Origin of the sequence: Rossellomorea sp. DA94 (assembly GCF_029834455.1) — a bacterium.
Taxonomy (GTDB): domain Bacteria; phylum Bacillota; class Bacilli; order Bacillales; family Bacillaceae_B; genus Rossellomorea; species Rossellomorea vietnamensis.
The window spans coordinates 1,562,871-1,588,088 of record NZ_CP122397.1; the positions used below are offsets into that span (position 1 = coordinate 1,562,871).

The following is a 25,218-nucleotide window of genomic DNA, read 5'->3' on the forward strand; positions in this document are numbered from 1 at the left end:
AAGTATGAATGATTGAAATGGAGGCATAGTAAAAGGATAAGAATCCTTTTACTATGCCTCTTATTTGCTCTGGCTTTGAATTTTGTTGCTATGTAGCAACAAAATGATGGGAAAGAGATCCGATTGCGGTTTTAAAGGGTTTATTGGGTGTAGGACAAGTCCAATGGAGAGGGAAAAACAAATTTAGTTGGAAAAATAAAGTTTATTGTTTTTTCAGAGTGGAAAACAGTTGTATAAGTGTTGTATAATAATTGTACAAATAAAAGACATTGGAGGCTATAATGATGGCCGAAAAGATAATCGTCATTGGTGCGGGTCCCGGGGGCCTGGCCGCGGCAATGCTTCTTGCCAGTAAAGGGTACAAAGTAGATATCTATGAGAAGCAATCATTTGTGGGAGGAAGAAATGGTTCGGTCACGATGGATGGCTATACATTCGATATTGGGCCGACATTCCTCAGCATGCCGGAGATAGCAGAAGAATTATTCGAGGCGTCAGGAAGGAATCTCCATGATTATGTTGACCTGCGGGAGCTTTCCATGATGTATGAACTCATTTTTAAAGATAAGAAAGTCAAAATGTATAAAGATCCCGAAGCGTTATCGGAGGAAATCGAACGACATTATCCAGGGAATTCAGAAGGATATACACGTTTCATGAATGATACCCGTAAAAAAATGGAACGTTTGAAACCGATTTTACAGAGCCCGATGGATCGATATTATCAATATATCAGTTGGAAGGTATTGAGGGCACTTCCTCAATTATCCTTGGGTAAATCCCTATACAGCGTGTTGAGTGATTACTTTACAGAACATGAATTGCGACTCGCGTTCACCTTCCAGTCGAAGTATTTAGGCATGTCCCCCTGGGAGTGTCCGGGCGCCTTTTCCATCTTGTCTTTCATGGAGCACGAATACGGCATCTTTCACCCGATCGGCGGATTGAATCAATTATCGAAAGCCATGGCAAGAGTGGTGAAGGAGCATGGGGGCTCAATCCATCTCGGGTCTGGTGTCAAGAAATTGTGGATTGAAGACGGAAATGACGTAAAAGGGATCATAACTGAAAATGGGGAGAGAGTTGCAGCGGATGAAGTGATCATCAACGGGGACTTTGCTCATGTCATGACCAACCTGGTGGAAGAGGGGGTTTTGAAAAAATACAGCAAAGAAAAGCTGAAAAAGAAAAAATACTCCTGTTCCACATTTATGATTTATCTGGGGCTTGATAAACAATATGATCTCCCTCATCACAGTATCGTGTTCGCGGAGGATTACAGGCGAAATGTAGAGGAGATAACAAAGACATACACCCTTTCAGAGGACCCTTCGATTTATATCCAAAATGCATCAGTGACAGATCCAACACTGGCGCCGCCGGGGCATTCCACATTATACATCCTTGCGCCGGTACCTAATAATGTAAGCGGGATCGATTGGACAGAAAATGAACAAACGTTCCGGGATCTGGTATTGGATGCAGTGGAGAGCAAGACAGGTTTAGAGAATATCCGGGATCACATCAAGGTAGAAAAGGTCATCTCCCCCCATCATTGGGAGACCGACTTCAACATATATGAAGGTGCCACCTTCAATCTTGGCCACCAATTAACGCAAATGATGGCACTCCGCCCACATAATAAATTTGAAGAACTCGAACACTGCTGGTTGGTCGGCGGAGGCACGCATCCTGGGAGTGGACTGCCTACAATCTTGGAATCTGCGAGGATCACGACCAATATGTTGATGAATGAAGACCCTTCACACTCGTTCACGAAAGAACAAACGATGGAGGAAGCTCTATGAAAACAGCAGTCGTAGGATCAGGTATCGGTGGATTGATTTCGGCATTGTTACTTGCAAAAGACGGTCACGACGTTACGGTCTATGAGAAAGAGCCGATCATCGGTGGACGTCTTGCCTTTGTTCAGGATGGTGATTACAAGATTGATAAGGGACCTACCATTGTCCTCCTGCCAGACATGCTCATGTCCATCCTTTCGGAAGCGGGCATAGATACGAATGAAATAGAATTCGTTCGCTGCGACCCCCTCTATGATGTTCATTTTGCTGATGGGCAAACGTATACGAAATATGCCGATATTCATAAGCAATATGAAGAGATCAAGAAGAAGTTTCCCGGGGATGAAGAAGGCTTCATTCAATTTATGAGCGATATGGATGAACGATTTGCAATAGGGAAGCCCCAATTTCTTGAAACGTCTTTTCTGCAAAAGAGGGATTATCTCAATCCCCGAACACTAGGGTCATTGTTTAAGCTGAAGGCATACCGCAATGTGATGGGGAACTTAAAGCATTATTTTCAACATGTGAAGTTGCAGACAGCCTATGGATTGCAAACACTATATATCGGCGGCAATCCCTACACGACCCCGGCGATTTACAGCCTGGTGTCCTTCAGTGAACATAAGCACGGCATCTACTATATAAAAGGGGGATATGCTGGGCTATTGGACCATGTGAAGGAAGCGTGCAACCTGCATGGTGTGAAGATCAAGACCTCCTCACCCGTCTCGGAAATCGAAACGAAAGGAGGCAAAGCGACGCATATCATCCTTGGAGAACAGAGGGAGCCGGTCGATTCGGTTATCATTAATGGGGATTTTCCTACAGCATCCAAATTAGTAAGGAAGAAAGCGCCCAAACCGTATAAGCCTTCATCAGGCTGTGTGCTTTTATATATGGGAGTCGACGGGAAGTATGATGATAAGGAAATGCATCAATTTTATTTAAATGAAGATTTCTCTGGGAATATGGAGGATATTTTCGAGAATAAGAGAATTCCTAAAGAACCTTCCTTTTATGTATTCAATCCTTCCAAGGTCGATTCTTCACTTGCCCCTGAAGGTAAGAGTGTCCTTTATGTCCTCATACCGGTTCCTGTGTCGGAGAAATTGGATTGGAAAGAAGCTTCAGAATACCTTTCCGACCTTATATTGGATACAATGGAAGAAAGGGGATTCGAAGAACTGAGAAAACGGATAACATGGATGAAAATCAGGACGCCTGAAGAGGCGATGCAAGAAGGGTTATATTCAGGGGGGAGCTTCGGAATTGCGCCAAGCTTGGGTCAATCCGGTCCCTTCAGACCCCAGGTACAACCCTTTCCGGAGAAGAACATCTTTGCTGTGGGGGCATCCATCCACCCTGGAGGAGGAGTACCGATTGTCATGCAGGGTGCTAAGCTCGTAGCCCAAGCCTTTAAGGAACATTGCGAAACAGAATCAGAAAGGAAGGATGTGTCCTTACATGAACAAGATTTTGGAAGCATACGACCACTGTGAAAATATCATAAAAGTTCATTCCAAAACTTTTTACAGAGCTTTTTCATTACTGCCGAAAGACCAAAAGAAGGCTGTGTGGGCTGTGTATGCCTTTTGCCGCAAAGTAGACGATATCGTTGACGAGGGCACGAATCCTTCAGAGGAATTGCGCCGGTTCGAAATGGAATTCGAATCGTATCTGACCGGTTTTTATCCCCCGGATGAGCCTATGTGGGTAGCGTTGGATGATGTGTTTAAACGGTTCAACATGGATATTCAAGCTTTCCGGGACATGATAAAGGGGCAAAGGATGGACCTTGGTGAAAAGGTCTACGTCAAGATGGACGATGTCCTTGACTATTCCTATCACGTGGCGAGTACTGTAGGATTAATGCTCCTGCCCATCCTTGCCCCCGGGAAAGAACAGTCATTGAGAGAAGATGGGATCTACCTTGGTTATGCCATGCAGCTGACCAATATATTAAGAGATATCGGCGAGGATCTTGAAAGGGGTCGATTATACATCCCTCAGGATCTATTAGTGAAATATGAGTATACCGTAACGGATTTAAAAGAACACCGAATCAATGAAGCCTTTCAGTCTATATGGGAAGAAATGGCCCAACTTGCAGAAGATTATTATGAAAAAGCGTTTCGTACCATGAATCTTTATCCTATGTATTCGAGGACCCCGGTAAAAGGTGCTGCCCTATTGTACCGTGCGATTCTGAACGAAGTCAGAACGAATGACTATAATGTTTTTTCCAAGAAGCACTATGTATCAAAAGATGCGAAAGAAAAGATCATTTCATCCATTTCATAAATAAGCTCGTATGGAGGCTGTACGGATGCCTTCCATATGAGCTTATTGTTGTCCTGTGTCCATTTTGAAAAAGAAAAAAGAGCCGCATAAAGCAGCTCTTACTCAAAATCAGATTGTGTTCCGTTGATTCATATCATTTACATTTCCCGTTCCGATCGAGTTCAATCGCTCGACTAAGTCAGATCCGAATGGGGAAGCGGAAGAAACGTTCGATTCCAATACTGTATCCTTTAATTCATAGGCATTGGAACCATGCTCCGTAAAATCGAGCCCTGAAAGTTCTTCTTCACGGGAGACACGGATACTTGATAGTCTCGTTACGATGAATAGGAATCCACCAACGGTAACGGACGTCCAGGCAATGACGGCTAACACCCCAAGGGCTTGAGTGGCGACCAGGGTAGCGCCTCCACCATATAAAAGTCCGTTCTGAACGTCGAACAGTCCCACAGCCACTGTACCCCATATTCCACAAATTCCATGAACGGCAATGGCCCCAACAGGATCATCGACTTTCAATTTCGAATCGATGAAGGTGACAGCCTCTACCAGAACAACTCCAGCGATCAGACCGATCACGAGAGAACCGGCCAGTGATACATTTGCACAACCGGCGGTGATACCCACTAGTCCGCCGAGGGCGCCATTTAATGTAAGGGATGGATCGATTCGCTTAAATCGGATCAACGTGTAAAAAGCGGATGAAAGAATGGCGGCGGAAGCTGAAAATAAAGTCGTCGTGATGACGTGCGGGACAAGGGTGGGATCTGCGGCCAGACTGCTTCCTCCATTAAACCCGAACCAGCCGAACCAAAGGATGAACACACCGAGGGCACCGATGGGAATATTATGGCCCGGGATGACATTCACTTTTCCTTTGCTGTATTTCCCAACGCGGGATCCAAGGAATAAGACTGTGATGAATGCGCCAACTGCACCAGTTAAATGGACGACAGTAGATCCGGCGAAATCGACGAACCCAAGCTCAGAAAGCCAGCCGCCGCCCCACACCCAATGTCCGACGATCGGATAGATGATTCCTGTCATGGCAATGGTCAAAAGGATATAGCTTTTAAGTTTCATGCGTTCAGCCACAGCACCGGAAATAATCGTGGCACAGGTAGCGGCAAATACGGATTGAAATAAGAAGAAACCGATGTCTTCCCGTCCTGATAGGAAAAAGCTGTCCGTGCCGATGAGGCCGCCTGATGACCCGCCGAACATGAATCCGAACCCTACGATGAAATAAAGAACAGAGGCAATGGCTACAGTTAAGAAGTTTTTCATGAGGATATTAAGAGAGTTCTTGGCGCGGGTGAATCCGGTCTCCACCATGGCAAATCCGGCATGCATGAAGAACACAAGGACTGCAGCGATCATCACCCACAGGGAGTCGACGGATGCTTGAACAGACTCTGCGGTAGGGGCAGCTGCGAATGCTGTAGTGCTAACAAAAAACGACAGGAACATAAGAGAAGTAATTTTTTTAATCAATGGAATCCCTCCAGTATTGGTTTGGTAAAGCAGCTAAATGACTGTGTGAAGAAAGAAGTGATTTACAAAACGGCTTTTTTTCCTCGTTCGCCTGTACGGATGCGGATGACATCTTCGACGGGATAGATGAAAATCTTACCGTCGCCAACGGTGCCTGTACTGCAATGTTCAACGATGAGATCAATGATGTCTTCCACCTGTCCATCGTCGATGATCATTTCCACCTTTACGCGGGGGACTAACTGCAGTTCAAATTTATTCCCCCTGAATATCCCCTGTTTCCCTTTTTGTTTTCCACACCCAGCTGCCTCTGATACTGTCAGGCCGCTGAATCCACGAAGACATAGTGCTTCTCGCAGGGACAGAAACGCTTCCGCACGGATAATGGCTTCCACTTTTTTCATTATGATTTCCTCCTTTTATAAAATTGGTGTTTCTTCATGTTAGGTTTTATGACATGAATAAGTTATATCATTTATCATATTCAGAAAATAACAAAAGTTCAAGTATTAATTTGTAATGAAAGCGTTTTTATGTAAAAAAACATAACATTTATGAATGAGGGCGTTTTCATTTGAAGGAAAAAAGAGTCAGCTCGACTGGAGAGCTGACTCTTTTTTAATGATGGGAGGGGTGTTAGTTCGAAACCGCTTAAAGGAAGGTCCGTCCCTCTAAACAGCGTTTTTATCATGTTGGATAAATCGTTTATGGATCCATTTTTTGGATCTCCAGCGTTTGAGCATGATGATTCCACGCAGCCATTCATCGGCAATGAAGGAGATCCAGATTCCGATAAGTCCGAGTCCGAACGAGATTCCGAGAATGTAGGAAAGCGTGACGCTTACTCCCCACATGGATAAGATCCCCATATAGACTGGGAAGCGTACATCACCTGTTGCCCTAAGCGCATTAATGACCACTAAGTTAAAGCTTCTTCCCGGCTCGAGAATGATGGTCAGATAGATCAATGTTTTACCAAGGGAAATGATTTCTTCGTTGCTCGTAAATATGCGGAGGAGAGGTTCTGCTGCAACGGAAAAAACTCCGGCCATGATGAGCGAGATGATGATTGCGATCTTTAAGCTTTTCAGGCATCGTTCGTAAGCACTGTCAAAATCCCTGGCGCCGATCATGTGTCCGATGATGATCTGTGTTCCCTGGCTGATGGCGACGCTGAATAAGAAAATGAACATCATCAGATTTTGGGCATATACCTTCGTCGTAAGAGCATTGGTCCCGATACTCGCAATGAAGTAGGTAATGACCATTTGTGACCCGTTATAGGAAAGATGCTCCCCTGCAGAGGGGATGCCGATCCGCAGTAAATTTTTAACGTGAGAGAGAGGCAGATTCAATAATCTTCTGAATGGAAGAGCAGTGGGTATCCGTTTCTTTATCACGATGATACTTACGATGAATCCGATCAGTCTTGAAGTGATGGTGGAAATCGCCACACCCTCTACGCCTAATACCGGGACACCGAACGGTCCAAAAATAAATAGGTAGTTTCCGATCACGTTGATAATATTCATGCCGATTGTGATATACATGGCGTCTTTTGTATAGCCGTAGCTCCTCATGATGGCTCCTGCAGTCATGATCAATGCCTGGATGAAAGCGAAGCCTCCCACGATTCTTAAATAGGAAGAAGCTTCATCCATCAGTGAACGGGGGAGATCCATAGATGATAAGATTGGCTTACTGAAAAATACAAGGGCGATACTCAATAAGAGTCCGAATAGTAGATTGACAGCAATGGAAACGATCGACACTTCCCCTGCCATGCGATTCTCATCCGCCCCGAGATGCTGGGCCACTAGGATGGCTGTACCCGTCGCGACAAATCCAAACATCACAATGATGAGAGAAAGGATCTGATTGGAGACCCCTACCGCTGCTACTGAATCATCGGAGTACTGACTCAGCATTAACGTATCCGCATTTCCCATCAGCATGTGAAGGAAAATTTCAATGAAGATCGGCCAGGTCAAGGCAAAGAGGGTCATGTTTCTTTGGTTATTGCTCATAGTTTTTCTCCTTTTGCTTACCGGGGGCATAAACCGGCATTCATTACATATGAAATAGATAAGGGGACTAACCGTTAAGGTGTAGTCCCTCTTGTTTAGGAAATAAGCATCATTAGAATTTCAAAATGGCAAATCCATACCCTTCGAGTGCCACCTCGATGGACTCTGCTTCTGCGGCAAAATCTTCCCCATTCCACAGATTGGTGATCTTCTTTCCTTTCAACTCAAAAGGAAGGGAGTAGGTGGTCGATTCTTCACTGCAGTTTAATAAAACAAAGATTGTTTCTTCTCCGTTTGACTTGGTGAATGAAAGGCAATGCTCATGAAGATCACCGGGTAAGAATGTCAGATTTCCTTCATTGCTTAACAGTGAGTATTTCTTCCGGAGGGCGATATGTTTCTGTATATGCCCGAAGAGCTCCTCGTTATGATGTTCCTGGTCCCATGGGAAGCATTTACGGCATCCTGGATCCTGTTCACCTGTCAGACCGATTTCATCACCATAATAAATACAAGGTGTGCCGGTAAAGGAGAGCATGAACGTGTAGATTTGTTTAGCACGTCGGATATCTTCGCCGCACTCTGTTAATACTCGTGGTGTATCATGACTACCGACAAGGTTGAAATTCACTTCGTTTACATTCTTAGGGTACATATGAACGACAGACGTCATGTTTTCTGCAAATTGTGAAGCAGAAATGGTCTGGTGGGCAAACAGATTCAATAGATTGGTCGTAAAAGGATAATTCATGACAGCATCGAATTGATCTCCACGTAGCCAGGGCATGGAATCGTGCCAGATTTCCCCTAAGATATACAGCTCCGGCTTGATCCCTTTTACTTCTTTTCGGAATTCACGCCAGAAGTGGTGATCGACTTCATTGGCTACATCGAGACGCCATCCATCGATATCAAATTCCTTTATCCAGTAGCGGCCCACTTCCAATAGATAATTGCGCACCTCTTCATTCTCAGTATTTAACTTTGGCATGGAAGGTTCGAATGCAAAGGTATCATAATTGGGAGGCGAACTTTCGATATCCAATGGGAATTCATGTACATGAAACCACTCTTTATAAGGAGAATCCTCGCCCTTTTCCAGCACATCCTGAAACTGATCAAAGTAAAAGCCGCTATGATTAAAGACGGCATCGAGCATGACTTTGATATCATGCTCGTGACAGACCTTGATTAATTCCTTCAATGTTTCTTTCGTCCCAAACTGGGGATCGATTTCGAAATAATCGATTGTGTCGTATTTATGATTGGAATGCGCTTTAAAAATCGGGGTAAAGTAAATCCCGGAGATTCCAAGCGTTTTTAAATAAGGAATGTTCTGGATCACGCCTTCTAAGTCCCCTCCGAAAAAATTGGTCGGTGTGGGCTCTGTACTATTCCAATCCAGTGTCCCTTCTGGATCATTCTCCGTATTCCCATTTGCGAAGCGCTCAGGAAAAATTTGATACCAGACCGTATCCTTCACCCAGCCAGGTGCTTCGAAGACATCGATGGTATTCAGGAACGGGAAGCAGAAATAGTCCCCTATATCAGTGGAAGGTGCATCATTAAATCCCTTTTCTCCATAAAAGACTTCATCCGTTGTGTCATCGAGGAGAAAACCATAGCGAAGCCGTCTGAATGGAGGGGAGACGGAAGCAAACCAATAATCGAACAACTTATCCGTTCCGGTTAAAACCATTTCCTTGCGATCATATTGCCATTTTCCATTTTCCCATTGATAGGGATCTCCGTGGAGGAGAGTGACGGTTTCGACGTCTTTTTTCTTCGTGCGAATCCGTATGTGTAATTCATTATTTGTGCAAGCGTATGCATAATTATCTTTCGGTCTATGATAGATGGCTTCCAGTAGCATCGTATATCCTCCTCTTATTCATTCCATTAAAGAGTATTCCAAACCAACAATGTTGTCAATGATAGGCAGTCAAACTAGTAAAGCGTTTTCTTTTCTTTTAGGTCATACGCAAAAATTTTCAAAAAAAGTATTGTCAAAGGAGATTTAGTTTGTATAATAAGAAGTAGGTTGTGCAATCGTTTTCACAAGAGAATGTAAGCGATATCTTTAGAGATTAAGTCATAGTATGTGCAAGCGTTTGTTCAATCTAAAACATGAATTAATAGTTTCACCATACTTAGGAGGGGTCGAAATGAAGAAAGCGTTATCATTGCTTATGGTAATCATGCTTGTACTAGGGGCGCTCGCTGCTTGTGGTCCAAACCGTGAGGAAGGATCAGGTGACAGCGGAGAGAAGAAAACAGACGATGCAAACAAACCTGAAAAACTGGTTGTCTGGGAAGACCAAGAGAAAACTGGATGGCTGGATGAAGTAGGTGCCAAGTTCGAAGAAGAAACTGGTATCAAGGTTGAAGTGAAAGAAGTAGAAATGGCTACTAAGATGAAAGAACAATTACGTTTAGACGGTCCAGCAGGAACGGGCCCGGACGTTTTAACATTACCGCATGACCAAATTGGTGAGCTTGCTCTTGCAGGGCATATCGCTCCTTTAGAAGTGGACGGGGACATTGAAAAGCGTTTCACCGAGTCTTCTATGACAGCTGAAAGTTATGACGGAAAGTTATATGGACTGCCAAAATCTTCTGAAACGCCTGTATTTGTATACAACAAGGCGTTAATGGAAGAAGCTCCAAAGACAATGGATGAAGTTTACACTTTCTCTAAAGATTTCACAAAAGACGGAAAATATGGTTTCTTAGCTCTTTGGGATAACTTCTATTTCGCACATGCACCGATCGGTGGATTCGGCGGATATGTATTTGCTGAAAAAGATGGTGCTTTAGATGCGAAAGATCTTGGGTTAAATAATGAAGGTGCTGTTGAAGGTACTGAATATATTCAAAAATGGTATACAGAAGGATTATTCCCTAAAGGAATCATCGGGGAAAATGGCGGATCTGCACTTGACGGTCTTTTCGGAGAAGGAAAAGTAGCGTCTGTCATGAACGGACCTTGGTCTTTCCAAGGGTATAAAGATGCCGGCATCGACATCGGTATCTCTGCAATGCCTAAGCTTCCAAACGGTGAGCCGATGAAAACATTCATGGGTGTTAAAGGATGGCATGTGTCAGGCTACTCTAAAAACAAAGAGTGGGCTCAAAAATTCATCGAATTCATCACTCAAGACGAGTATGCTAAATTACGTTTCGAACAAACTCAGGAAGTTCCAACAAACCAAGGTCTGATCGACGATCCTGCGATCGCTGACAATCCTGGTGCAAAAGCGGTTGCTGAGCAATCTCAATACGCGGTTCCAATGCCGAACATCCCTGAGATGGGAGAAGTTTGGGGACCAATGGCTGATTCACTTCAAACGGTTGTAACAGGTAAGCAGGAACCGAAAGCGGCTCTTGATGCTGCAGTTAAGCAAATTGAGCAGAACATTGATGCGAATCACTCCAACTAATCATTGAACATAGCGGTACCTTCTCATCTTGAGAGGTACTGCTATCCTTTTAAAGACCTATTCAAGGGCTTTTTAAGGAAAAAAGCTTTCTTTTCTTAAAAAGCTCTTGAAGCTTATCAAAACTGTGAACGTAGAAAGGGGAATATAGGATGGAGCAACAATCCTATCAAACAAATCATAGAAAAACAGCGCTGGCCCTTTCCCTAATCCCTGGTTTAGGTCAGATGTATCATAGGCAGTTTCTAAAAGGCGGATTCTTCCTGATCATGACTGCCGCCTTTATTCTTGTCTTCAGAGACTTGATCGGCTACGGATTATGGGGGATTACGACCCTTGGGACAGATGTATCATACGGAGATCATTCCATTTTCTTAATGGTATACGGTATCTTGGCAATCATAGTATCTATTTTTGGAATCGGTTTTTATCTGTTTAATCTCCGGGATGCATTTAAGAATGGAGAGAAGCGCGACAGGGGAGAGAAGCTTAGCACGATCCGCGAGCAGTACAGAAATCTGATTGATAATGGTTTTCCATATCTCATTATGTCTCCAGGGTTCTTACTACTCGTGTTCGTCGTCATTTTCCCGATCATCTTTGTCGTTTTACTGGCGTTTACAAACTATGATCTGTATCACTCACCACCAGCTAAACTGGTCGACTGGGTAGGGATTCAAAACTTTGTTGATATCTTCAAGATTGATATATGGAGAGAAACATTCATCACAGTACTTGCCTGGACACTCGTTTGGACGTTCGGAGCGACAACCCTTCAAGTGGCACTTGGTGTATTCCTTGCCATCCTTGTGAATCAAAAGGATTTAAAAGGGAAAGCCATCATCCGTACGGTATTCATCCTGCCATGGGCAATCCCGGCTTTCGTTTCGATCTTGGTTTTCGCCGGAATGTTCAATGAATCATTCGGAACGATCAACCGGGACATCCTGGGCTTCTTCGGCATTGAAGGATTACCTTGGATGACCGAACCGATGTATACACGAATCGCCTTGATCGGAATCCAGGCATGGCTCGGCTTCCCGTTCATCTTTGCCATGACAACAGGGGTGCTTCAATCGATTCCCGATGAACTTTATGAAGCAGCGACGGTCGATGGGGCTTCAGCTTTCCAGAAATTCAAGAATATCACGCTGCCACTTGTCCTTTTTGCAACGGCACCGATCATCATTACACAATACACGTTTAACTTTAATAACTTCAACGTCATTTACTTATTTAACGGCGGTGGACCGGCCTTAACCGGACAAAATGCAGGTGGGACGGATATCCTGATCTCCTGGATCTACAGTCTGACGATGACATCCGCACAGTATTCGAAAGCCGCTGCCATTACTTTATTATTATCCATCATCGTCATCACTGTAGCGATCTGGCAGTTCAAGAGAACGAAATCATTCCAAGAAGAGGATATGATGTAATATGAATATGAAGAGACAGAAACTCATACGTTTGACACTTTCATACGCAGCCATTGGAATCATGTTTGCCTTGATCCTTTACCCGGTTGCCTGGATCATTGGATCTTCTTTCAATCCGGGTCAAAGTTTATCTGGTTCATCCATTATTCCGAAGAATGCAACATTGGCCCATTACAAAGAACTATTTGATCTCGAAAAAAGTAATTATATGCTTTGGTACTGGAATTCATTGAAGGTCAGTTTATCCACGATGGCCCTGACTGTCCTGCTTGTAAGTTTAACGGCCTATTCATTCTCACGTTACCGGTTTGCCGGTCGTAAGAATGGTCTGATGACATTCTTGATCTTACAAATGATACCGAACTTCGCAGCACTGATTGCGATTTTCGTACTGGCACTATTAACGAAACTTTTAGATACTCACATTGGTTTGATTCTCGTTTATGTTGGAGGTCAAATTCCGATGAACACATGGCTGATGAAAGGGTATCTGGATACGATCCCGAAAGAGCTTGATGAATCAGCCAAGATGGACGGAGCGGGACATTTACGGATTTTCTTCCAGATCGTCATGCCCCTTGCGAAGCCGATCATTGCGGTGGTTGCACTGTTTTCTTTCATCGCACCATTTGCAGATTTTATCATTGCAAGTATCCTGTTACGTTCAGAAAAGATGTACACATTACCGGTTGCCCTTTATGATATGGTGGCAAAACAGTTCGGAGCGGAATTCACGACTTTCGCTGCCGGTTCTGTATTGATTGCCGTACCGATTGCCCTATTATTCCTGTTCTTCCAGAAATACTTCGTTTCAGGATTGACGGCAGGGGGTACAAAAGGATAATCTTATAGGCGTTACTAACATTTTTAGGAGGAGCGGAGATGAAAAGAAGAGTATTATCTCTCATTTTAGTCCCGTTTCTTCTTTTTTACGCCCTTCCGGTAGGAGCAGTTGAAAAAGAAGAACGCAAATGGCAGGATGAGACCATCTATTTTCTAATGGTCGATCGCTTTAATGATGGGGATACAAGCAATGATAAAGATGTTAACACGAAGGATCCGAAAGCCTATCAGGGCGGGGATTTCCAAGGAATCATCGATAAACTGGATTACATCAAGGATATGGGATTCACTGCTATTTGGCTGACCCCCATATTTGATAATCAACCGATGGGTTATCACGGTTATTGGATTACAGACTTCTACAAAACCGAAGAACATTTCGGCTCCATGAAGACATTCAAGAAGCTTGTGGAAGAAGCCCATAAACGGGATATGAAGGTGATGCTGGACTTTGTTGTGAACCATGTCGGGCCGGAACATCCCTGGGTCAATGACCCTGAAAAAGAGGACTGGTTCCATGAAAAACAGCCGATGAACTTCAATAATGAAGAAAGTCTTCAGAATGCCTGGTTATATGATCTTCCCGATTTAAATACAGAAAATCCCGAAGTGAAAAACTATTTATTCGATGCGGCAAAATGGTGGATCAAAGAAACCGATATCGATGGATATCGTCTCGACACTGTACGTCATGTCCCGCAGGAGTTCTGGGATGAGTTCAGCGATGAAGTGAAGTCGGTGAAAGAAGATTTCTACCTGTTAGGTGAAGTGAACGACAGAGATCCGGAAAAAATCGCTGCCTATAATGGGACAGGGATCGATGGATTCGTCAATGTTCCCCAAGCGGAAGAAATGCGCTCCGTCTTCCAAAAGCCCGATACGTCCATGGATCGGTTATTCAACTTTTGGAAGTACAATGAAACGTTCTATGACAATCCATATGTGATGGGAACATTCATTGATAACCATGATATGGAACGATTTACGAGAATGATTGTTCAAGAGAAGCTCTTCCCAGGAACGAGATGGAAGCTTGCCCTCACGTATATGTATACAACCCCGGGAATTCCGATTGTTTATTACGGATCTGAAATAGCGATGGACGGGGGAAATGATCCTGACAATCGCCGCTTTATGAATTTCAGGGCTGATAAGGAACTCATGGATTATATCTCCCGGTTAGGTGAAATTCGTCAAGAATATCCCGCACTGACGAGAGGGGATATCACACCGATCTACAATCAAGATGGGATGGGAATCTTTAAGCGTACATACAAAGATCAGACCATCGTCATCGCCATCAACAACACGAGTGAAACACAAAATGTTCAATTAACGAAAGACGATCTGGCGGATAACCATGAACTAAAAGGATTGATCAGTGATGACCTGGTCCGCAGTGACAAGGATGGAAATTATCAGCTTGTCCTCGATCGAGAAGAGTCGGAAATCTACTTGCTCAAAAACAAGAGCGGACTGAATTATCCTTATCTGATCGCTTTGGGAATCATGTACTTCCTTTTCTTCCTCTTCCTTTATCTTGTAAAGAAACGTGGAAAAGCGAAGAACAAGTAATGAGTGAAGAGCAGGGCCCTTACGATGAGCCCTGCTGCCATTTTAACCATACAGAATTGGAAGCGTTTTAATTTTATGATTGAGCAGCCCGCCTACGGGTCCGCATTTTTAATAAAGGGGGGTGGAATATATGGCTGTTACCATCAAGGATGTTGCAAAACTTGCAAACGTAGCGCCATCCACGGTTTCGCGTGTGATCGCAAACAATCCAAGAATAAGTGAAAAAACAAAACAAAAAGTCCGGGAAGCGATGGAGCAACTTGGGTACCATCCCAACTTCATTGCAAGGAGTCTGGCAAATCAGTCCACACAGGTGATCGGACTTGTATTACCGGGTTCCGCCAGTGCTTTCTCGCAAAATCCATTCTTTCCGACGGTCTTAAGAGGATTGAGTGAAGGGGCTCAGGAAAAACAGTATGCCCTTCAAATGTCCACCGGTCAATCTGAAGAGGAAATTTATGAAGGTGTCGTCCAGATGGTACAGGGTGGACGGGTGGACGGAATCATCCTGTTATATTCAAAGGTAGAAGATAAAGTGATGAACTACTTGAAGAATCGTGATTTCCCCTTTGTTGTCGTCGGGAAGCCATATAAATATTGTGAAGAAATCACACATGTGGATAATGACAACTACCGGGCAACGAAAGAAGTGACGGACTACCTCCTCGGACTTAAACATGAATGCATCGGCTTCATCGGAGGAGACCTGAATCTGGTTGTGACGGTCGAGCGTTTGTTAGGCTACGAGAAGTCCCTCCGTGATGCCGGGATCGATATGAAGGACGAATATATCATACACGAAGAATTCCTTCGGGAAGGGGGGCGTGAAGCCATTAAAGAGCTCATGCAGCTGGAAGCACCCCCGACTGCCCTGGTTGTAGCCGATGATTTGATGGCGCTTGGGGTCTTGAATACATTGGATGAGATGGGCATCCGTGTCCCGGAAGACATCTCCATTGTCAGCTTCAATAATGTTCTCCTGGCGGAAATGTCCAGACCCCCGCTTACTTCAGTGGATATCAATATTTATAACCTTGGGAATGAAGCTGCGAAAAGCCTGATCCAGAAAATAGAGAATCCGAAAGAACCGATCAAGAGAATCATTGTTCCTCACCATCTAGTGACCCGGTGTACCTGTGGTGAACGGAAAGTGAAGTCCTAATAAAAAGCGACTGAAGTGATGACTCCCTCAAAAAAAGAAGGGGGTCATGAACTTCAGTCGCTTTTGTCTTATCCGTTGATGACGGTACCGCCATTAACATGAATCATCTGTCCTGACACGTAGCTTGAATCATCACTGGCAAGATACACGTAGGCAGGTGCTAATTCAAACGGTTGTCCAGCCCGTCCAAGGGGTGTATTCGCTCCGAATTCCGACACTTTTTGTGAACTGAAAGTCGATGGTATCAAAGGAGTCCAAATCGGTCCTGGAGCGACCCCGTTCACCCTGATGCCGTCTGTTGCGATGTTTTCAGCCAGTGAGCGGGTGAAGCTTACAATGGCGCCTTTGGTAGAAGAGTAATCGATCAGATCCTTATTTCCTTTATAGGCTGTGATTGAAGCCGTATTGATGATCGAGGCTCCCTTCTTGAGATGGGGGAGGGCAGCCCGCGTCAAATAGAACATGGAGAAGATATTCGTTTTGAATGTACGCTCTAACTGTTCATCGCTAATATCCACAAGTCCTGCCTGAGGGTGCTGTTCGGCAGCGTTGTTCACGAGGATATCAAGTTTCCCGAACTCGGATATCGTCTTACTCACGATGTCTTTGCAAAAAGTCGAACTGCCCACATCACCTGGTAATAGGATGCATCTGACCCCTTCAGCTTCTACAAGTTCCTTCGTTTTATTCGCATCTTCATGTTCATCCAAATACGAAATCGCTACATGAGCGCCTTCCCTTGCGAAGTACCAGGCAACCGACCGGCCGATCCCGCTGTCGCCTCCTGTGATGAGTGCGACCTTTCCATCAAGCTTCCCACTGCCTTTATAGTTTTGATCCGTATGGATGGGCTGGGGGTTCATTTCATCCACTGTACCAGGCTGATGATCCTGGTGCTGAGGGGGAAAAGTCTGCTTCTGGTTTTGTTGTTGTTGAGACAATGAAAACACTCCTTTAAAGGTTTAGGTTATCTTAAGATAGTGTTTACCCGGAAAAAATAATTATTAACGTGTTTTTTGAGGATGGAGAGGGTGGATGAGGTTTGAGTTTGGGTGTGGGGAGGAGGAATCAGTAGGATTTCGGGCCCACTAAAAAAGCAGGCTCCTCATATGGGGAGCCTGTGTGCATCATTTCTTTTTCATCTTTCCTGCAGCCTTATATCCAATCATATTCAACAATCCTTTCGGTGAAGAGAAGGGAGGGGCGTAGCAGGTCTCGATTTCCTGTAGATCGGTGACCGAGAGTCCACCGTAGATGGCAGTGGCCAGGATATCGATTTGTTTATCGACCCCTTCACCGCCTACCACATTTCCCCCGAAGATCTTACCGGTCTCAGGACAGAAGTGGACGCGGACATATACGTCATGGGCCCCGGGGTAGTAGCCGGCGTGGGACTTTCCTTCGTGCACGACGGTTTGATAAGTATAGCCTTTTTCCTTTAATTCTTTTTCTCCAAGTCCCGTTGAAGCGATGGAAAGGTCGAATACTTTGGCAATCGCCGTTCCAAGCATTCCCTTGAAAGGGACAGGGTCACCGGACAGGTGCTTAGCGATTATATAGGCTTGCCGATGAGCCGGCCATGCAAGGGGTACTTGTTTCGGCGTATCGTCAACGAAGTCGATGGACTCGACGACATCACCGACTGAATAAATGGAATCATCGTCGGTTTGCATGAACTCATTGCTGACGACCCCACCTGATTCCCCGATTGATAAGCCGGCATCCTTCGCCAGGTGGTTCCGGGGTTTCACTCCGACTGAGAGAAGGATGAAGTCGGACTGTAACGTTTCCCCGCTGTCGAGCTTTAACGTATTCTCCGGCAGTACTTCTTTCAGACCATCATTCGTATACAGCTTTACCCCTTTTTCCGTGATATGATTCTGCAATCCTGCAGCTGTCTCCTCATCAATGATACTGATGACGTGCTCAGACCTTTCGACGATATTCACCTTCATTCCTAGATGAGTGAAGTTTTCAGCCATTTCGACCCCGATGAATCCACCGCCGATGATGGTGCATGAATCAGGTTTGGAGGTTTCTAGGAATTGTTTGATCCTGTCCATATCTTCGACGGTTCTGAGATGGAAAGACGGGATTTGGTCGATCCCCGGAATATCCGGTATAAAGGGGGAGGCTCCCGTTGCAAGGACGAGATAATCATAGGTTTCCTCGTAATCTTCATTGCGGTCATGATCCCTGATAAGTAAAGATTTCTTCTCGCGATCGATTTTTAACGCTTCATGATGCATTTTGACGTCAATATTTTTTTTGGTATGTAATTGTTCAGGAGTTGCGGCAAAAAGACTTTCCCTGTCTTTGATGACATCTCCCAGGTAATAGGGCATGCCGCAGGCTCCGTAGGATAAGTAAGAGGTTTTCTCGAGCAGGATAATCTCGATATCATTGTCGAGCTTCCTGATTTGAGAGGCTGTCGTCGCTCCTCCTCCTACGGCACCGATGATGATGACTTTTTTCTTCATGTTTTTCCTCCTAAATGAAAGAAGTCTAATGGCATTATTGTACCCATTAGACTTCTTTGGAAAACCCGGTATTAACGGAAGTTTACGTATTGTACATCAATGGAAAGATCAGCTTCACGGATGGCTGCGATGATTTTTTGGAGATCATCCTTACTTTTACCGGTAACGCGGACCTGATCATCCTGAACCTGACTCTTTACCTTCACGCCGGAGTTCTTGATGATCGTGTTGATTTTCTTAGCGTTGTCTTTGTCGATTCCCTGTACAAGCTTGGCACGCTGACGGACAGTACCGCCTGATGCACCTTCGAGCTTACTGTAATCAAGGTTCTTCACAGGGACGTTACGCTTGATCAGCTTACTGAGAAGGACGTCCTTCAACTGATTCATCTTGAATTCATCATCAGAGACGAGGACGATTTCCTCACCGTCCAATTTAATGTCACTCTTGCTCCCTTTGAAGTCATAACGGGTTTGAACCTCTTTCAACGCGATTTGAATCGCATTGCTCACTTCTGACATATCCACTTTGGATACGATGTCAAACGAACTTTCCTTTGCCATATATAACCCCTCCAACCTTTTTTCTCTTTTCATTATAGACAAGCTGTGACGGGACATACAACTTCTTTGGTTGAAATGGTGCAGGTTTTTTTAGGGGGAAAACAAAAGACACCCCTTCAAGAAAGAACGGGTGCCTTCGGGCCGGTTCATCCCTTACAGATGATCCGTTTTTTTGGAGTATTGATTTTTACCGGCTTTCCGGTTTATTTCTTTGATTTTATTCTTTTCCTGGCGCAGGGCATTGTTGTCCCTCGCCTTTTTTTCGTTATCAGAAGTATGTGGCATGATGATTCTCCCTTCCGTATTGGATCTCGTTATTAGTATGGGGAAGGGGAGAGAAGTTTATGAGTGCTGGTTTAAGAAAAATATGGCTAAGGTCCCTGTCCCTGTATGAGAACCTATGGCGCATCCAATAATACTGATGTAAACGTCCTTCGGTGAAAATTTTTCATCTATGAGCTGCTTCATTTCAAGAGCGAGCTCTTCGTCGTCGCCATGACTGATGGCGATGACTTGATTTGAAAGATCGTCACCACGTTCTTCCATCACATCTAAAATGCGTTTAAGGAGTTTCTTCTTACCGCGCATTTTTTCAATCGGAACAAGTTTCCCGTCTTCCACATGGAGAAGGGGCTTGATGTTAAGGAGTCCGCCGAGAAAGGCAGAAGCTTTTGAGACCCGTCCTCCTTTTGCCAGATATTCAAGATCTTCTACGGTGAAAAGATGTTCCATATGCTCTGAGTTAAAGCGGGAGGCTTCAATGATTTCTTCTTTTGTCCCGCCGTTGTTCAGGAGTTCGGCCGCTTTCATGACGACCAATCCATATCCGAGTGATGCACATTTCGAATCGATGATGGTCAAATCAAGATCAGGGTGATCTTCCTTAACCTGATCCCGGATCATGACAGCCGTTTGATACGTGCCTGATAATTGGGAGGAGAAGGCAATGTAAATGCCGGATTGATTTGATTCTGCAAGCTGTGTGAATTTTTTCAGGAACAGGTCCGGTGAGACTTGGGATGTTTTCGGCATATGTCCGTCCCTGATTTTATCGAATACGGTTTTCGGTTCAATGGTGATCAAGTCCTCGTAGTCCTGACCATCTATATGTACTTTAAGCGGAAGTAGCTCTATGTTGTGTTCGTTGAAATAGGCAGCAGGAAGGTCGCTTGCACTATCAGCAAATAATTTTACTGTCATCCTCATCATCCTTTGACTTATCTTTATAGCTTTAGTCTAGCGATTTTCTGTGAAAATAACAATCGATTGAACGTGAATTTGGATAAAAAGATGAATAGTAGAGGGAGTTTAGGTAAGATGAAATGTGGAACATAGAAAATAACAACAAGATGCAGGAGGTATGTGTATGTCGAGAGATCATGTTCAATTAGAGGCGAAGAAATTTGTCGTGGTCCTGGTGGGATCCCTTTTAGGGGCCATTGCCATGAACTTCTTTCTTATTCCGGCAAATGTGTATGCGAGCGGCTTTACGGGACTTGCCCAGCTGCTGTCAAGCTTACTGAAGGAGTTTGCACCATTCAATATTTCAACAGGTATTTTATTATTCATTCTTAATATTCCTGTAACCATTCTGGGCTGGCTGAAGGTCGGCCGTTCCTTTACTGTGTATAGCTTTATTTCTGTATTTATGACTTCCTTTTTCCTTGAAGTGATTCCTGTCATTAAATTATCACCGGATATCCTCCTTAATGCGGTATTCGGAGGGGTCATCGCCGCTGTAGGTGTCGGGATCACTTTGAAATGGGGAGCTTCCACCGGGGGAATGGACATCATCGCCATGATCCTTTCGAGGATGAAAGATAAACCGGTTGGGTCTTATTTCTTCTTGATGAATACAGTGATCATTACTTCTGCCGGATTTCTTTACGGCTGGGAGAAAGCATTGTATACGTTAGTCACGTTATATGCTTCCACACGTGTCATCGATGCCATTCATACACGTCATGAAAAGCTTACAGCAATGATTGTGACCAAGAAATCGAATGAATTGCGTGAAGCCATCCATTCGAAACTTGTGAGGGGAATTACGACTTTGCCTGCTAAAGGGGCATTTTCCGGAGAGGACAAAGAGATGTTAATCATCGTCATATCCCGGTATGAATTATACGAGCTTGAACATACGATCAAGGATGTAGACCCAAATGCGTTTACAAATATCGTTCAGACTACCGGGATATTCGGGTTCTTTCGAAAAGATTAGATTCTCATGTTTAACAAATACTATAGGTGAACCCAGATAGAAAGGGGCATCACCTTGAAAGCCATCGTGTATATACTGATCAGCTCAATCCTGTTATTGGGGATCCCCGCCAAATCGGGAGCAGAGAGCGTATTACCCAAGGAACATACTTCCTTTAAAAATGTAAAGGTAAGGGAGGTCAAAGGTCGCTTTACGGTCACTGGACAAGCCCGTGTATCGAGTGGAAGTTTTTACTATATGGTTGAGGATGGACATCGGGTTCTCCTCCCGGAAACGCTGCTGAAAGTGAATAAAGAAGCTCCTGCCTGGACGGAGTTTTCCATCATACTCCCTGAGTTGAAAAGGAGAAATGGAAAGCTGTACCTGAATTTATATGAGCGGGATGAGGGGGACGGGAAGATCATTCACAGTTATCTTGTCGTTCTTCCATACAAATAAACAGGGTTGCCCTTTTACGGGCAACCCTGTTTGATTTAGCTTATGAAAGGCGGTTTAACTCGTCCTGAAGAGCATGAAGCTGCTTCTGCTCTTCGACATTCGAGTTAGCGTAAGCAGATGACAAAGCATTCTTCGCTTTATCAATGGACATTTGAGCGTTTTCTCCCGTACTGCATGCCTGTTTAGCGGAAGATACAGCGGTACGTGCCTGCTGGAATAGTGGATTGCTCATTATTCCAGCCCCCCTGCACCGTCACCATGTGAAGCAAGCTTCTTAGCCTCTGCTTCTGCATACGTCAGATGATACGGGATACGTTCGTCATGTTTTGATACAGCAATTTTACCTTGTTGTACAAATCGTTTCGATTTTCTACCCATCACTTACCACCCCTTGTGCAAGTTGGAACGCTGGATGCGTTCTCTTCTAGTATGGCTCTCGGAGGCGGAACGTACAGTAAGAAGATTTACCCACCGTTTCCATCAGAATTTATAAGTCGAAGCGTTTTTGCAGATAACGCCCGATGCCATCTTCTTCATTCGAAAGTGTCACTTCATTCGCGATATCCTTCAGTGGATCAATGGCGTTACCCATGGCGACACCTGTTCCTGCGTAGTCGAGCATTTCCAAGTCATTGTCCTCATCCCCGAATGCGATGATTCTTTCTTGGGGGATATTCAAGGAAGAAGCCACACGCTCTATCCCGACAGCTTTATTCAATCCGGATTTAACGATCTCAATGATATGCCAAGGTGCTGCCCAGCGGCGATGGTCGATCAGTTCTGCATGAACATCATCGAGGTGGGCACGAATGTCGGCTACATCCTCTTCTTCAGCATGAATGAGCATGGAAGTTGGATGATCCGATAATACGTTCCGGATATCACCTGTTGAAATGGAAGGGTTACCCATCATAAATACATCGATGATCTTTTCATCATGATAATGAAGATAGACATCATCCATCACTTCAGCGACGATATTACGGAATGGAAAATCATCACAAGCATTGATGATTTGTTTGGCCACATCGAGATCCATCGGTTCATGATAGACTCCCCATGATGGGTCGGTCGGGTGATGCACGAATGCCCCATTGAAATTGACAATGGGAGTGGTCAACTGCAATTGTTGATAATACAATTCACTTGCACGAAACGGCCTGCCAGTTGCAATCATCACTTCATGCCCTTTATGGCGCGCTTTTTTTAATATATCATGTGTTTTGGACGAGATTTTCTTCTCATCGGTTAATAATGTTCCATCGAGATCCAGAACAATCAGATGTTTTTCTTGTGAGTTCATGAATACAAATCCCCAATCTTATTGGTATGAAGGCTATTCTAGTGTAGCGTTACACGAAGAAAGTTGTCCACCGCCTGCACATAGATTTTAAGAAATGTTTACATACGCCTTCGATTTAAATATTATACATACTACCAAATCTAGGATATCATAGTAAAGTGAAAAGCAATCAGGAGGGAGAGAACCATCATGATTCTTATTGATAAATCAACTATACAAACGATCCCATTCCTTCATCTTGTGAGGGAAGAAGACATGAATAAACCGTTACCGACATGCTTCTTTATTCACGGCTTTACGAGTGCGAAAGAGCATAATCTTCACTACGCATACCTTCTTGCTGAAAAGGGGTTCAGGGTGATACTCCCGGATTGTTTAGAGCACGGAGAACGATCTTCTGGAAAGTCAGAGTATCAATTAGGAGAAGTTTTTTGGAAGATCGTGTTGAATACCATACATGAATTATCCATATTGAAAGAGCACTTTGAAGAAAAAGGGCTGATCACACCAAATGGAATCGGTGTCGCAGGAACATCCATGGGGGGGATCGTTACACTTGGTGCCCTTACTCAATATGAATGGATTTCTTCAGCCGTTTCACTGATGGGGAACCCTACATATGTGAAATTTGCACAGGCCCAGCTCGCTCAAGTGGAATCGCTTGGATATGACCTGCCATTTAGTGAAGGGGAAATCGAAAGCATGATGAGTGAGCTTGCCCATTATGATCTTAGCCTTCAACCTGAGAAGCTCGGGGGCAGACCCCTCATGTTCTGGCATGGAAAGCGCGACAAAGTCGTCCCCTTCCATTTGACCAGGGAATTCTATGACAGCATATTGCCTTATTATGAGGAACGGGAAGATCATCTGCTGTTCATAGAAGATGATAAAGCCGATCACAAGGTTACGAGAGAAGGCGTATTACGGCTTGTCGAGTGGTTCGAGATGCATTTATCAGCTTAACCTTTTGTTTTATACGTGGTTATTTGTTAAGATGAGTAATGAAAATGGGTAAGAGACAAGTATAAGCATGAAGGAGTGATTAGCATGGATCAAGATCTTAAAGATAATATGATGGGTGCTTTAGAGCAGGTTGTCGACCCTGAATTAGGAATAGACATAGTGAATTTAGGTTTAGTGTATGATGTTGATCTCGATGAGGAAGGAAAAGCAACAGTCACCATGACCCTTACATCAATGGGTTGTCCCCTGGCCGGAACCATTGTGGATCAAGTGAAAACAGCACTGAGAGACATTCCCGAAGTGAAAGAAACAGAGGTAGACATCGTCTGGAATCCACCATGGAGCAAAGATAATATGTCCCGCTATGCGAAAATCGCATTGGGAATCAGGTAATACCCGATACAAGAGAAACCCCCTGAAAGGCTTGCTTCAGGGGGTTTTTCATGTTTAGATCAATCAATCCGGCAGATGGAGACCGGGCAATTCTCACAGTCAATTTCATTCTTCAAATATTCCAGATCCAAAATCGTGATGTATCCTTTTTCCGACATAAGGACGTTGTCTTTCTTCAGTTCGCTCAATAATCTGTTCACGACTTCCCTGGATGTTCCGCAAAAATTGGCCAATTCCTGGTTGGTTAAGGGCAGGTCGATCAGAATACCGGTGTTAACGGCTTTTCCGTAGCTATTGGTCATGCGGATCAGGGTAGAATACAGGGCTCCTTTTTTTCCATGAAGGATGAGGTCGCGAAACTTTGTCTGATTCTGCTGGTTTTGAAGCTGTATCCATTTCAGCCATTGTATGGTCAGATCACCGTTTTGGGAAAGTGTTTCTTCAAACGTTTCTTTCGGTAAAACATAAACCGTCGTGTCCTCAAGTATTTTTGCGCTGAGCATGTAGTAGGCTTCTTTACTGAATAAAGTCAATTCTCCGATGACATCATCCGTTGAACAGATGCGTAGGGATAATTCCCGTCCATCAGGAATGACTTTGCTTATTTGAACCCGACCGTTTTTGATTAAATATAACTCGTGAGCCGCTTTTCCTTCTTGAAACAAAAAACGTCCTTTTTTTAAGGTTCTCACCGACTTTTTATCGATGAATAATTGTTTTATCTCGGAAGGGAGTTCAATATTCTCACTCATGAGATCACACCGTTTCCAT

At 44.2% G+C, this 25,218-nt stretch carries 25 protein-coding genes; 12 read left to right on the top strand and 13 right to left on the bottom strand.

Translation table 11 applies throughout. The annotated features are described in order from the left end of the window. Positions 1 to 284 precede the first annotated feature (284 nt). Genes P8596_RS08215 through P8596_RS08225 form a run of 3 tightly spaced genes read left to right on the top strand, consistent with a single transcriptional unit; the run spans position 285 to position 4,109 of the window. Positions 285 to 1,808: a phytoene desaturase family protein gene (locus P8596_RS08215; protein ID WP_224521117.1), complete on the top strand. Its 1,524-nt coding sequence runs from the start codon at positions 285 to 287 to the stop codon at positions 1,806 to 1,808. Then, complete coding sequence (locus P8596_RS08220) at positions 1,805 to 3,307, top strand: phytoene desaturase family protein (protein WP_224520480.1); 1,503 nt, start codon at positions 1,805 to 1,807, stop codon at positions 3,305 to 3,307. The genes P8596_RS08215 and P8596_RS08220 overlap by 4 nt, the downstream gene beginning before the upstream one ends. Further along, positions 3,273 to 4,109 (top strand): phytoene/squalene synthase family protein, encoded by an 837-nt coding sequence (locus tag P8596_RS08225; protein ID WP_279726561.1) that lies wholly within the window; start codon positions 3,273 to 3,275, stop codon positions 4,107 to 4,109. The genes P8596_RS08220 and P8596_RS08225 overlap by 35 nt, the downstream gene beginning before the upstream one ends. Before the next feature lie 108 nt (positions 4,110 to 4,217). Here the strand turns inward: P8596_RS08225 and P8596_RS08230 are convergent, their stop codons facing one another. The 4 genes from P8596_RS08230 to P8596_RS08245 all read right to left on the bottom strand — a co-directional run bounded on the left by P8596_RS08230 (position 4,218) and on the right by P8596_RS08245 (position 9,503). Continuing rightward, positions 4,218 to 5,603, bottom strand: coding sequence for an ammonium transporter (locus P8596_RS08230; protein WP_224520478.1), 1,386 nt, complete (start codon positions 5,601 to 5,603; stop codon positions 4,218 to 4,220). Positions 5,604 to 5,665: 62 nt separating this feature from the next. Next, positions 5,666 to 6,007, bottom strand: a complete 342-nt coding sequence (locus P8596_RS08235; protein WP_224520477.1) for a P-II family nitrogen regulator — start codon at positions 6,005 to 6,007, stop codon at positions 5,666 to 5,668. Positions 6,008 to 6,274: 267 nt separating this feature from the next. Further along, a complete protein-coding gene (locus tag P8596_RS08240) occupies positions 6,275 to 7,630 on the bottom strand; it encodes an MATE family efflux transporter (protein ID WP_224520476.1) in 1,356 nt (451 codons plus the stop codon). Between the two features lie 112 nt (positions 7,631 to 7,742). After that, a complete protein-coding gene (locus P8596_RS08245) occupies positions 7,743 to 9,503 on the bottom strand; it encodes an alpha-glycosidase (RefSeq protein WP_224520475.1) in 1,761 nt (586 codons plus the stop codon). Positions 9,504 to 9,795: 292 nt separating this feature from the next. On the opposite strand from P8596_RS08245, the gene P8596_RS08250 reads away from it, so the two are divergent. The 5 genes from P8596_RS08250 (at position 9,796) to P8596_RS08270 (ending at position 16,086) form a co-directional block, all read left to right on the top strand. Then, positions 9,796 to 11,070, top strand: coding sequence for an extracellular solute-binding protein (locus P8596_RS08250; protein ID WP_254653570.1), 1,275 nt, complete (start codon positions 9,796 to 9,798; stop codon positions 11,068 to 11,070). Between the two features lie 149 nt (positions 11,071 to 11,219). After that, positions 11,220 to 12,506, top strand: a complete 1,287-nt coding sequence (locus tag P8596_RS08255) for a carbohydrate ABC transporter permease (RefSeq protein ID WP_224520473.1) — start codon at positions 11,220 to 11,222, stop codon at positions 12,504 to 12,506. A gap of 1 nt (position 12,507) precedes the next feature. Beyond that, entirely contained in the window at positions 12,508 to 13,350 is an 843-nt protein-coding gene (locus P8596_RS08260; RefSeq protein ID WP_219166967.1) for a sugar ABC transporter permease, read from the top strand. Positions 13,351 to 13,388: 38 nt separating this feature from the next. After that, complete coding sequence (locus P8596_RS08265) at positions 13,389 to 14,924, top strand: alpha-amylase family glycosyl hydrolase (protein WP_279726562.1); 1,536 nt, start codon at positions 13,389 to 13,391, stop codon at positions 14,922 to 14,924. 130 nt (positions 14,925 to 15,054) lie between these two features. Continuing rightward, on the top strand, positions 15,055 to 16,086 hold the full coding sequence (locus P8596_RS08270) for a LacI family DNA-binding transcriptional regulator (protein ID WP_034763407.1): 1,032 nt from the start codon (positions 15,055 to 15,057) through the stop codon (positions 16,084 to 16,086). A 68-nt stretch (positions 16,087 to 16,154) separates the two neighbouring features. Here the strand turns inward: P8596_RS08270 and P8596_RS08275 are convergent, their stop codons facing one another. The 5 genes from P8596_RS08275 to P8596_RS08295 all read right to left on the bottom strand — a co-directional run bounded on the left by P8596_RS08275 (position 16,155) and on the right by P8596_RS08295 (position 20,329). Next, the gene (locus P8596_RS08275; protein ID WP_034763409.1) at positions 16,155 to 17,027 is read right to left on the bottom strand and encodes an SDR family oxidoreductase; all 873 of its coding nucleotides are present in this window, start codon (positions 17,025 to 17,027) and stop codon (positions 16,155 to 16,157) included. A gap of 186 nt (positions 17,028 to 17,213) precedes the next feature. Next, positions 17,214 to 18,566 (bottom strand): CoA-disulfide reductase, encoded by a 1,353-nt coding sequence (locus P8596_RS08280; RefSeq protein WP_279726564.1) that lies wholly within the window; start codon positions 18,564 to 18,566, stop codon positions 17,214 to 17,216. A 71-nt stretch (positions 18,567 to 18,637) separates the two neighbouring features. Further along, positions 18,638 to 19,129, bottom strand: a complete 492-nt coding sequence (locus tag P8596_RS08285) for a YajQ family cyclic di-GMP-binding protein (protein ID WP_034763412.1) — start codon at positions 19,127 to 19,129, stop codon at positions 18,638 to 18,640. A 153-nt stretch (positions 19,130 to 19,282) separates the two neighbouring features. Beyond that, a complete protein-coding gene (locus P8596_RS08290; protein ID WP_094075248.1) occupies positions 19,283 to 19,414 on the bottom strand; it encodes a DUF3941 domain-containing protein in 132 nt (43 codons plus the stop codon). Between the two features lie 57 nt (positions 19,415 to 19,471). Further along, a complete protein-coding gene (locus tag P8596_RS08295; RefSeq protein WP_279726565.1) occupies positions 19,472 to 20,329 on the bottom strand; it encodes a DegV family protein in 858 nt (285 codons plus the stop codon). A gap of 166 nt (positions 20,330 to 20,495) precedes the next feature. Between P8596_RS08295 and P8596_RS08300 the strand changes: the two genes are divergently transcribed. Then, complete coding sequence (locus P8596_RS08300) at positions 20,496 to 21,350, top strand: YitT family protein (protein WP_224520467.1); 855 nt, start codon at positions 20,496 to 20,498, stop codon at positions 21,348 to 21,350. Between the two features lie 54 nt (positions 21,351 to 21,404). Continuing rightward, on the top strand, positions 21,405 to 21,788 hold the full coding sequence (locus P8596_RS08305; protein WP_279726567.1) for a Gmad2 immunoglobulin-like domain-containing protein: 384 nt from the start codon (positions 21,405 to 21,407) through the stop codon (positions 21,786 to 21,788). Between the two features lie 40 nt (positions 21,789 to 21,828). On the opposite strand, the gene P8596_RS08310 is transcribed toward P8596_RS08305, so the two are convergent. From P8596_RS08310 to P8596_RS08320, 3 genes are all read right to left on the bottom strand, one after another. Further along, the gene (locus P8596_RS08310; protein ID WP_034763417.1) at positions 21,829 to 22,020 is read right to left on the bottom strand and encodes a DUF3813 domain-containing protein; all 192 of its coding nucleotides are present in this window, start codon (positions 22,018 to 22,020) and stop codon (positions 21,829 to 21,831) included. Further along, positions 22,020 to 22,166 (bottom strand): hypothetical protein, encoded by a 147-nt coding sequence (locus tag P8596_RS08315; RefSeq protein WP_167562130.1) that lies wholly within the window; start codon positions 22,164 to 22,166, stop codon positions 22,020 to 22,022. Before P8596_RS08315 ends, P8596_RS08310 begins: the two co-directional genes overlap by 1 nt. Before the next feature lie 109 nt (positions 22,167 to 22,275). Then, positions 22,276 to 23,091, bottom strand: a complete 816-nt coding sequence (locus P8596_RS08320) for a Cof-type HAD-IIB family hydrolase (RefSeq protein WP_034763418.1) — start codon at positions 23,089 to 23,091, stop codon at positions 22,276 to 22,278. A 189-nt stretch (positions 23,092 to 23,280) separates the two neighbouring features. Between P8596_RS08320 and P8596_RS08325 the strand changes: the two genes are divergently transcribed. Both P8596_RS08325 and P8596_RS08330 read left to right on the top strand, forming a co-directional pair. Beyond that, positions 23,281 to 24,054, top strand: coding sequence for a prolyl oligopeptidase family serine peptidase (locus P8596_RS08325; RefSeq protein ID WP_279726569.1), 774 nt, complete (start codon positions 23,281 to 23,283; stop codon positions 24,052 to 24,054). Between the two features lie 84 nt (positions 24,055 to 24,138). Then, positions 24,139 to 24,447, top strand: coding sequence for a metal-sulfur cluster assembly factor (locus P8596_RS08330; RefSeq protein WP_060670294.1), 309 nt, complete (start codon positions 24,139 to 24,141; stop codon positions 24,445 to 24,447). Positions 24,448 to 24,506: 59 nt separating this feature from the next. Here the strand turns inward: P8596_RS08330 and P8596_RS08335 are convergent, their stop codons facing one another. Then, the gene (locus tag P8596_RS08335) at positions 24,507 to 25,199 is read right to left on the bottom strand and encodes a Crp/Fnr family transcriptional regulator (RefSeq protein ID WP_279726571.1); all 693 of its coding nucleotides are present in this window, start codon (positions 25,197 to 25,199) and stop codon (positions 24,507 to 24,509) included. Positions 25,200 to 25,218 lie beyond the last annotated feature (19 nt).

What these genes read in the sequence shown, in the direction of transcription:
- P8596_RS08215 (WP_224521117.1), top strand. Translation starts at nt 285, where the DNA reads ATGGCCGAAAAGATAATCGTCATTGGTGCGGGTCCCGGGGGCCTGGCC.
- P8596_RS08220 (WP_224520480.1), top strand. Translation starts at nt 1,805, where the DNA reads ATGAAAACAGCAGTCGTAGGATCAGGTATCGGTGGATTGATTTCGGCA.
- P8596_RS08225 (WP_279726561.1), top strand. Translation starts at nt 3,273, where the DNA reads ATGAACAAGATTTTGGAAGCATACGACCACTGTGAAAATATCATAAAA.
- P8596_RS08235 (WP_224520477.1), bottom strand. Translation starts at nt 6,007, where the DNA reads ATGAAAAAAGTGGAAGCCATTATCCGTGCGGAAGCGTTTCTGTCCCTG.
- P8596_RS08240 (WP_224520476.1), bottom strand. Translation starts at nt 7,630, where the DNA reads ATGAGCAATAACCAAAGAAACATGACCCTCTTTGCCTTGACCTGGCCG.
- P8596_RS08245 (WP_224520475.1), bottom strand. Translation starts at nt 9,503, where the DNA reads ATGCTACTGGAAGCCATCTATCATAGACCGAAAGATAATTATGCATAC.
- P8596_RS08250 (WP_254653570.1), top strand. Translation starts at nt 9,796, where the DNA reads ATGAAGAAAGCGTTATCATTGCTTATGGTAATCATGCTTGTACTAGGG.
- P8596_RS08255 (WP_224520473.1), top strand. Translation starts at nt 11,220, where the DNA reads ATGGAGCAACAATCCTATCAAACAAATCATAGAAAAACAGCGCTGGCC.
- P8596_RS08260 (WP_219166967.1), top strand. Translation starts at nt 12,508, where the DNA reads ATGAATATGAAGAGACAGAAACTCATACGTTTGACACTTTCATACGCA.
- P8596_RS08265 (WP_279726562.1), top strand. Translation starts at nt 13,389, where the DNA reads ATGAAAAGAAGAGTATTATCTCTCATTTTAGTCCCGTTTCTTCTTTTT.
- P8596_RS08270 (WP_034763407.1), top strand. Translation starts at nt 15,055, where the DNA reads ATGGCTGTTACCATCAAGGATGTTGCAAAACTTGCAAACGTAGCGCCA.
- P8596_RS08280 (WP_279726564.1), bottom strand. Translation starts at nt 18,566, where the DNA reads ATGAAGAAAAAAGTCATCATCATCGGTGCCGTAGGAGGAGGAGCGACG.
- P8596_RS08285 (WP_034763412.1), bottom strand. Translation starts at nt 19,129, where the DNA reads ATGGCAAAGGAAAGTTCGTTTGACATCGTATCCAAAGTGGATATGTCA.
- P8596_RS08290 (WP_094075248.1), bottom strand. Translation starts at nt 19,414, where the DNA reads ATGCCACATACTTCTGATAACGAAAAAAAGGCGAGGGACAACAATGCC.
- P8596_RS08295 (WP_279726565.1), bottom strand. Translation starts at nt 20,329, where the DNA reads ATGACAGTAAAATTATTTGCTGATAGTGCAAGCGACCTTCCTGCTGCC.
- P8596_RS08300 (WP_224520467.1), top strand. Translation starts at nt 20,496, where the DNA reads ATGTCGAGAGATCATGTTCAATTAGAGGCGAAGAAATTTGTCGTGGTC.
- P8596_RS08310 (WP_034763417.1), bottom strand. Translation starts at nt 22,020, where the DNA reads ATGAGCAATCCACTATTCCAGCAGGCACGTACCGCTGTATCTTCCGCT.
- P8596_RS08315 (WP_167562130.1), bottom strand. Translation starts at nt 22,166, where the DNA reads ATGGGTAGAAAATCGAAACGATTTGTACAACAAGGTAAAATTGCTGTA.
- P8596_RS08320 (WP_034763418.1), bottom strand. Translation starts at nt 23,091, where the DNA reads ATGAACTCACAAGAAAAACATCTGATTGTTCTGGATCTCGATGGAACA.
- P8596_RS08325 (WP_279726569.1), top strand. Translation starts at nt 23,281, where the DNA reads ATGATTCTTATTGATAAATCAACTATACAAACGATCCCATTCCTTCAT.
- P8596_RS08330 (WP_060670294.1), top strand. Translation starts at nt 24,139, where the DNA reads ATGGATCAAGATCTTAAAGATAATATGATGGGTGCTTTAGAGCAGGTT.
- P8596_RS08335 (WP_279726571.1), bottom strand. Translation starts at nt 25,199, where the DNA reads ATGAGTGAGAATATTGAACTCCCTTCCGAGATAAAACAATTATTCATC.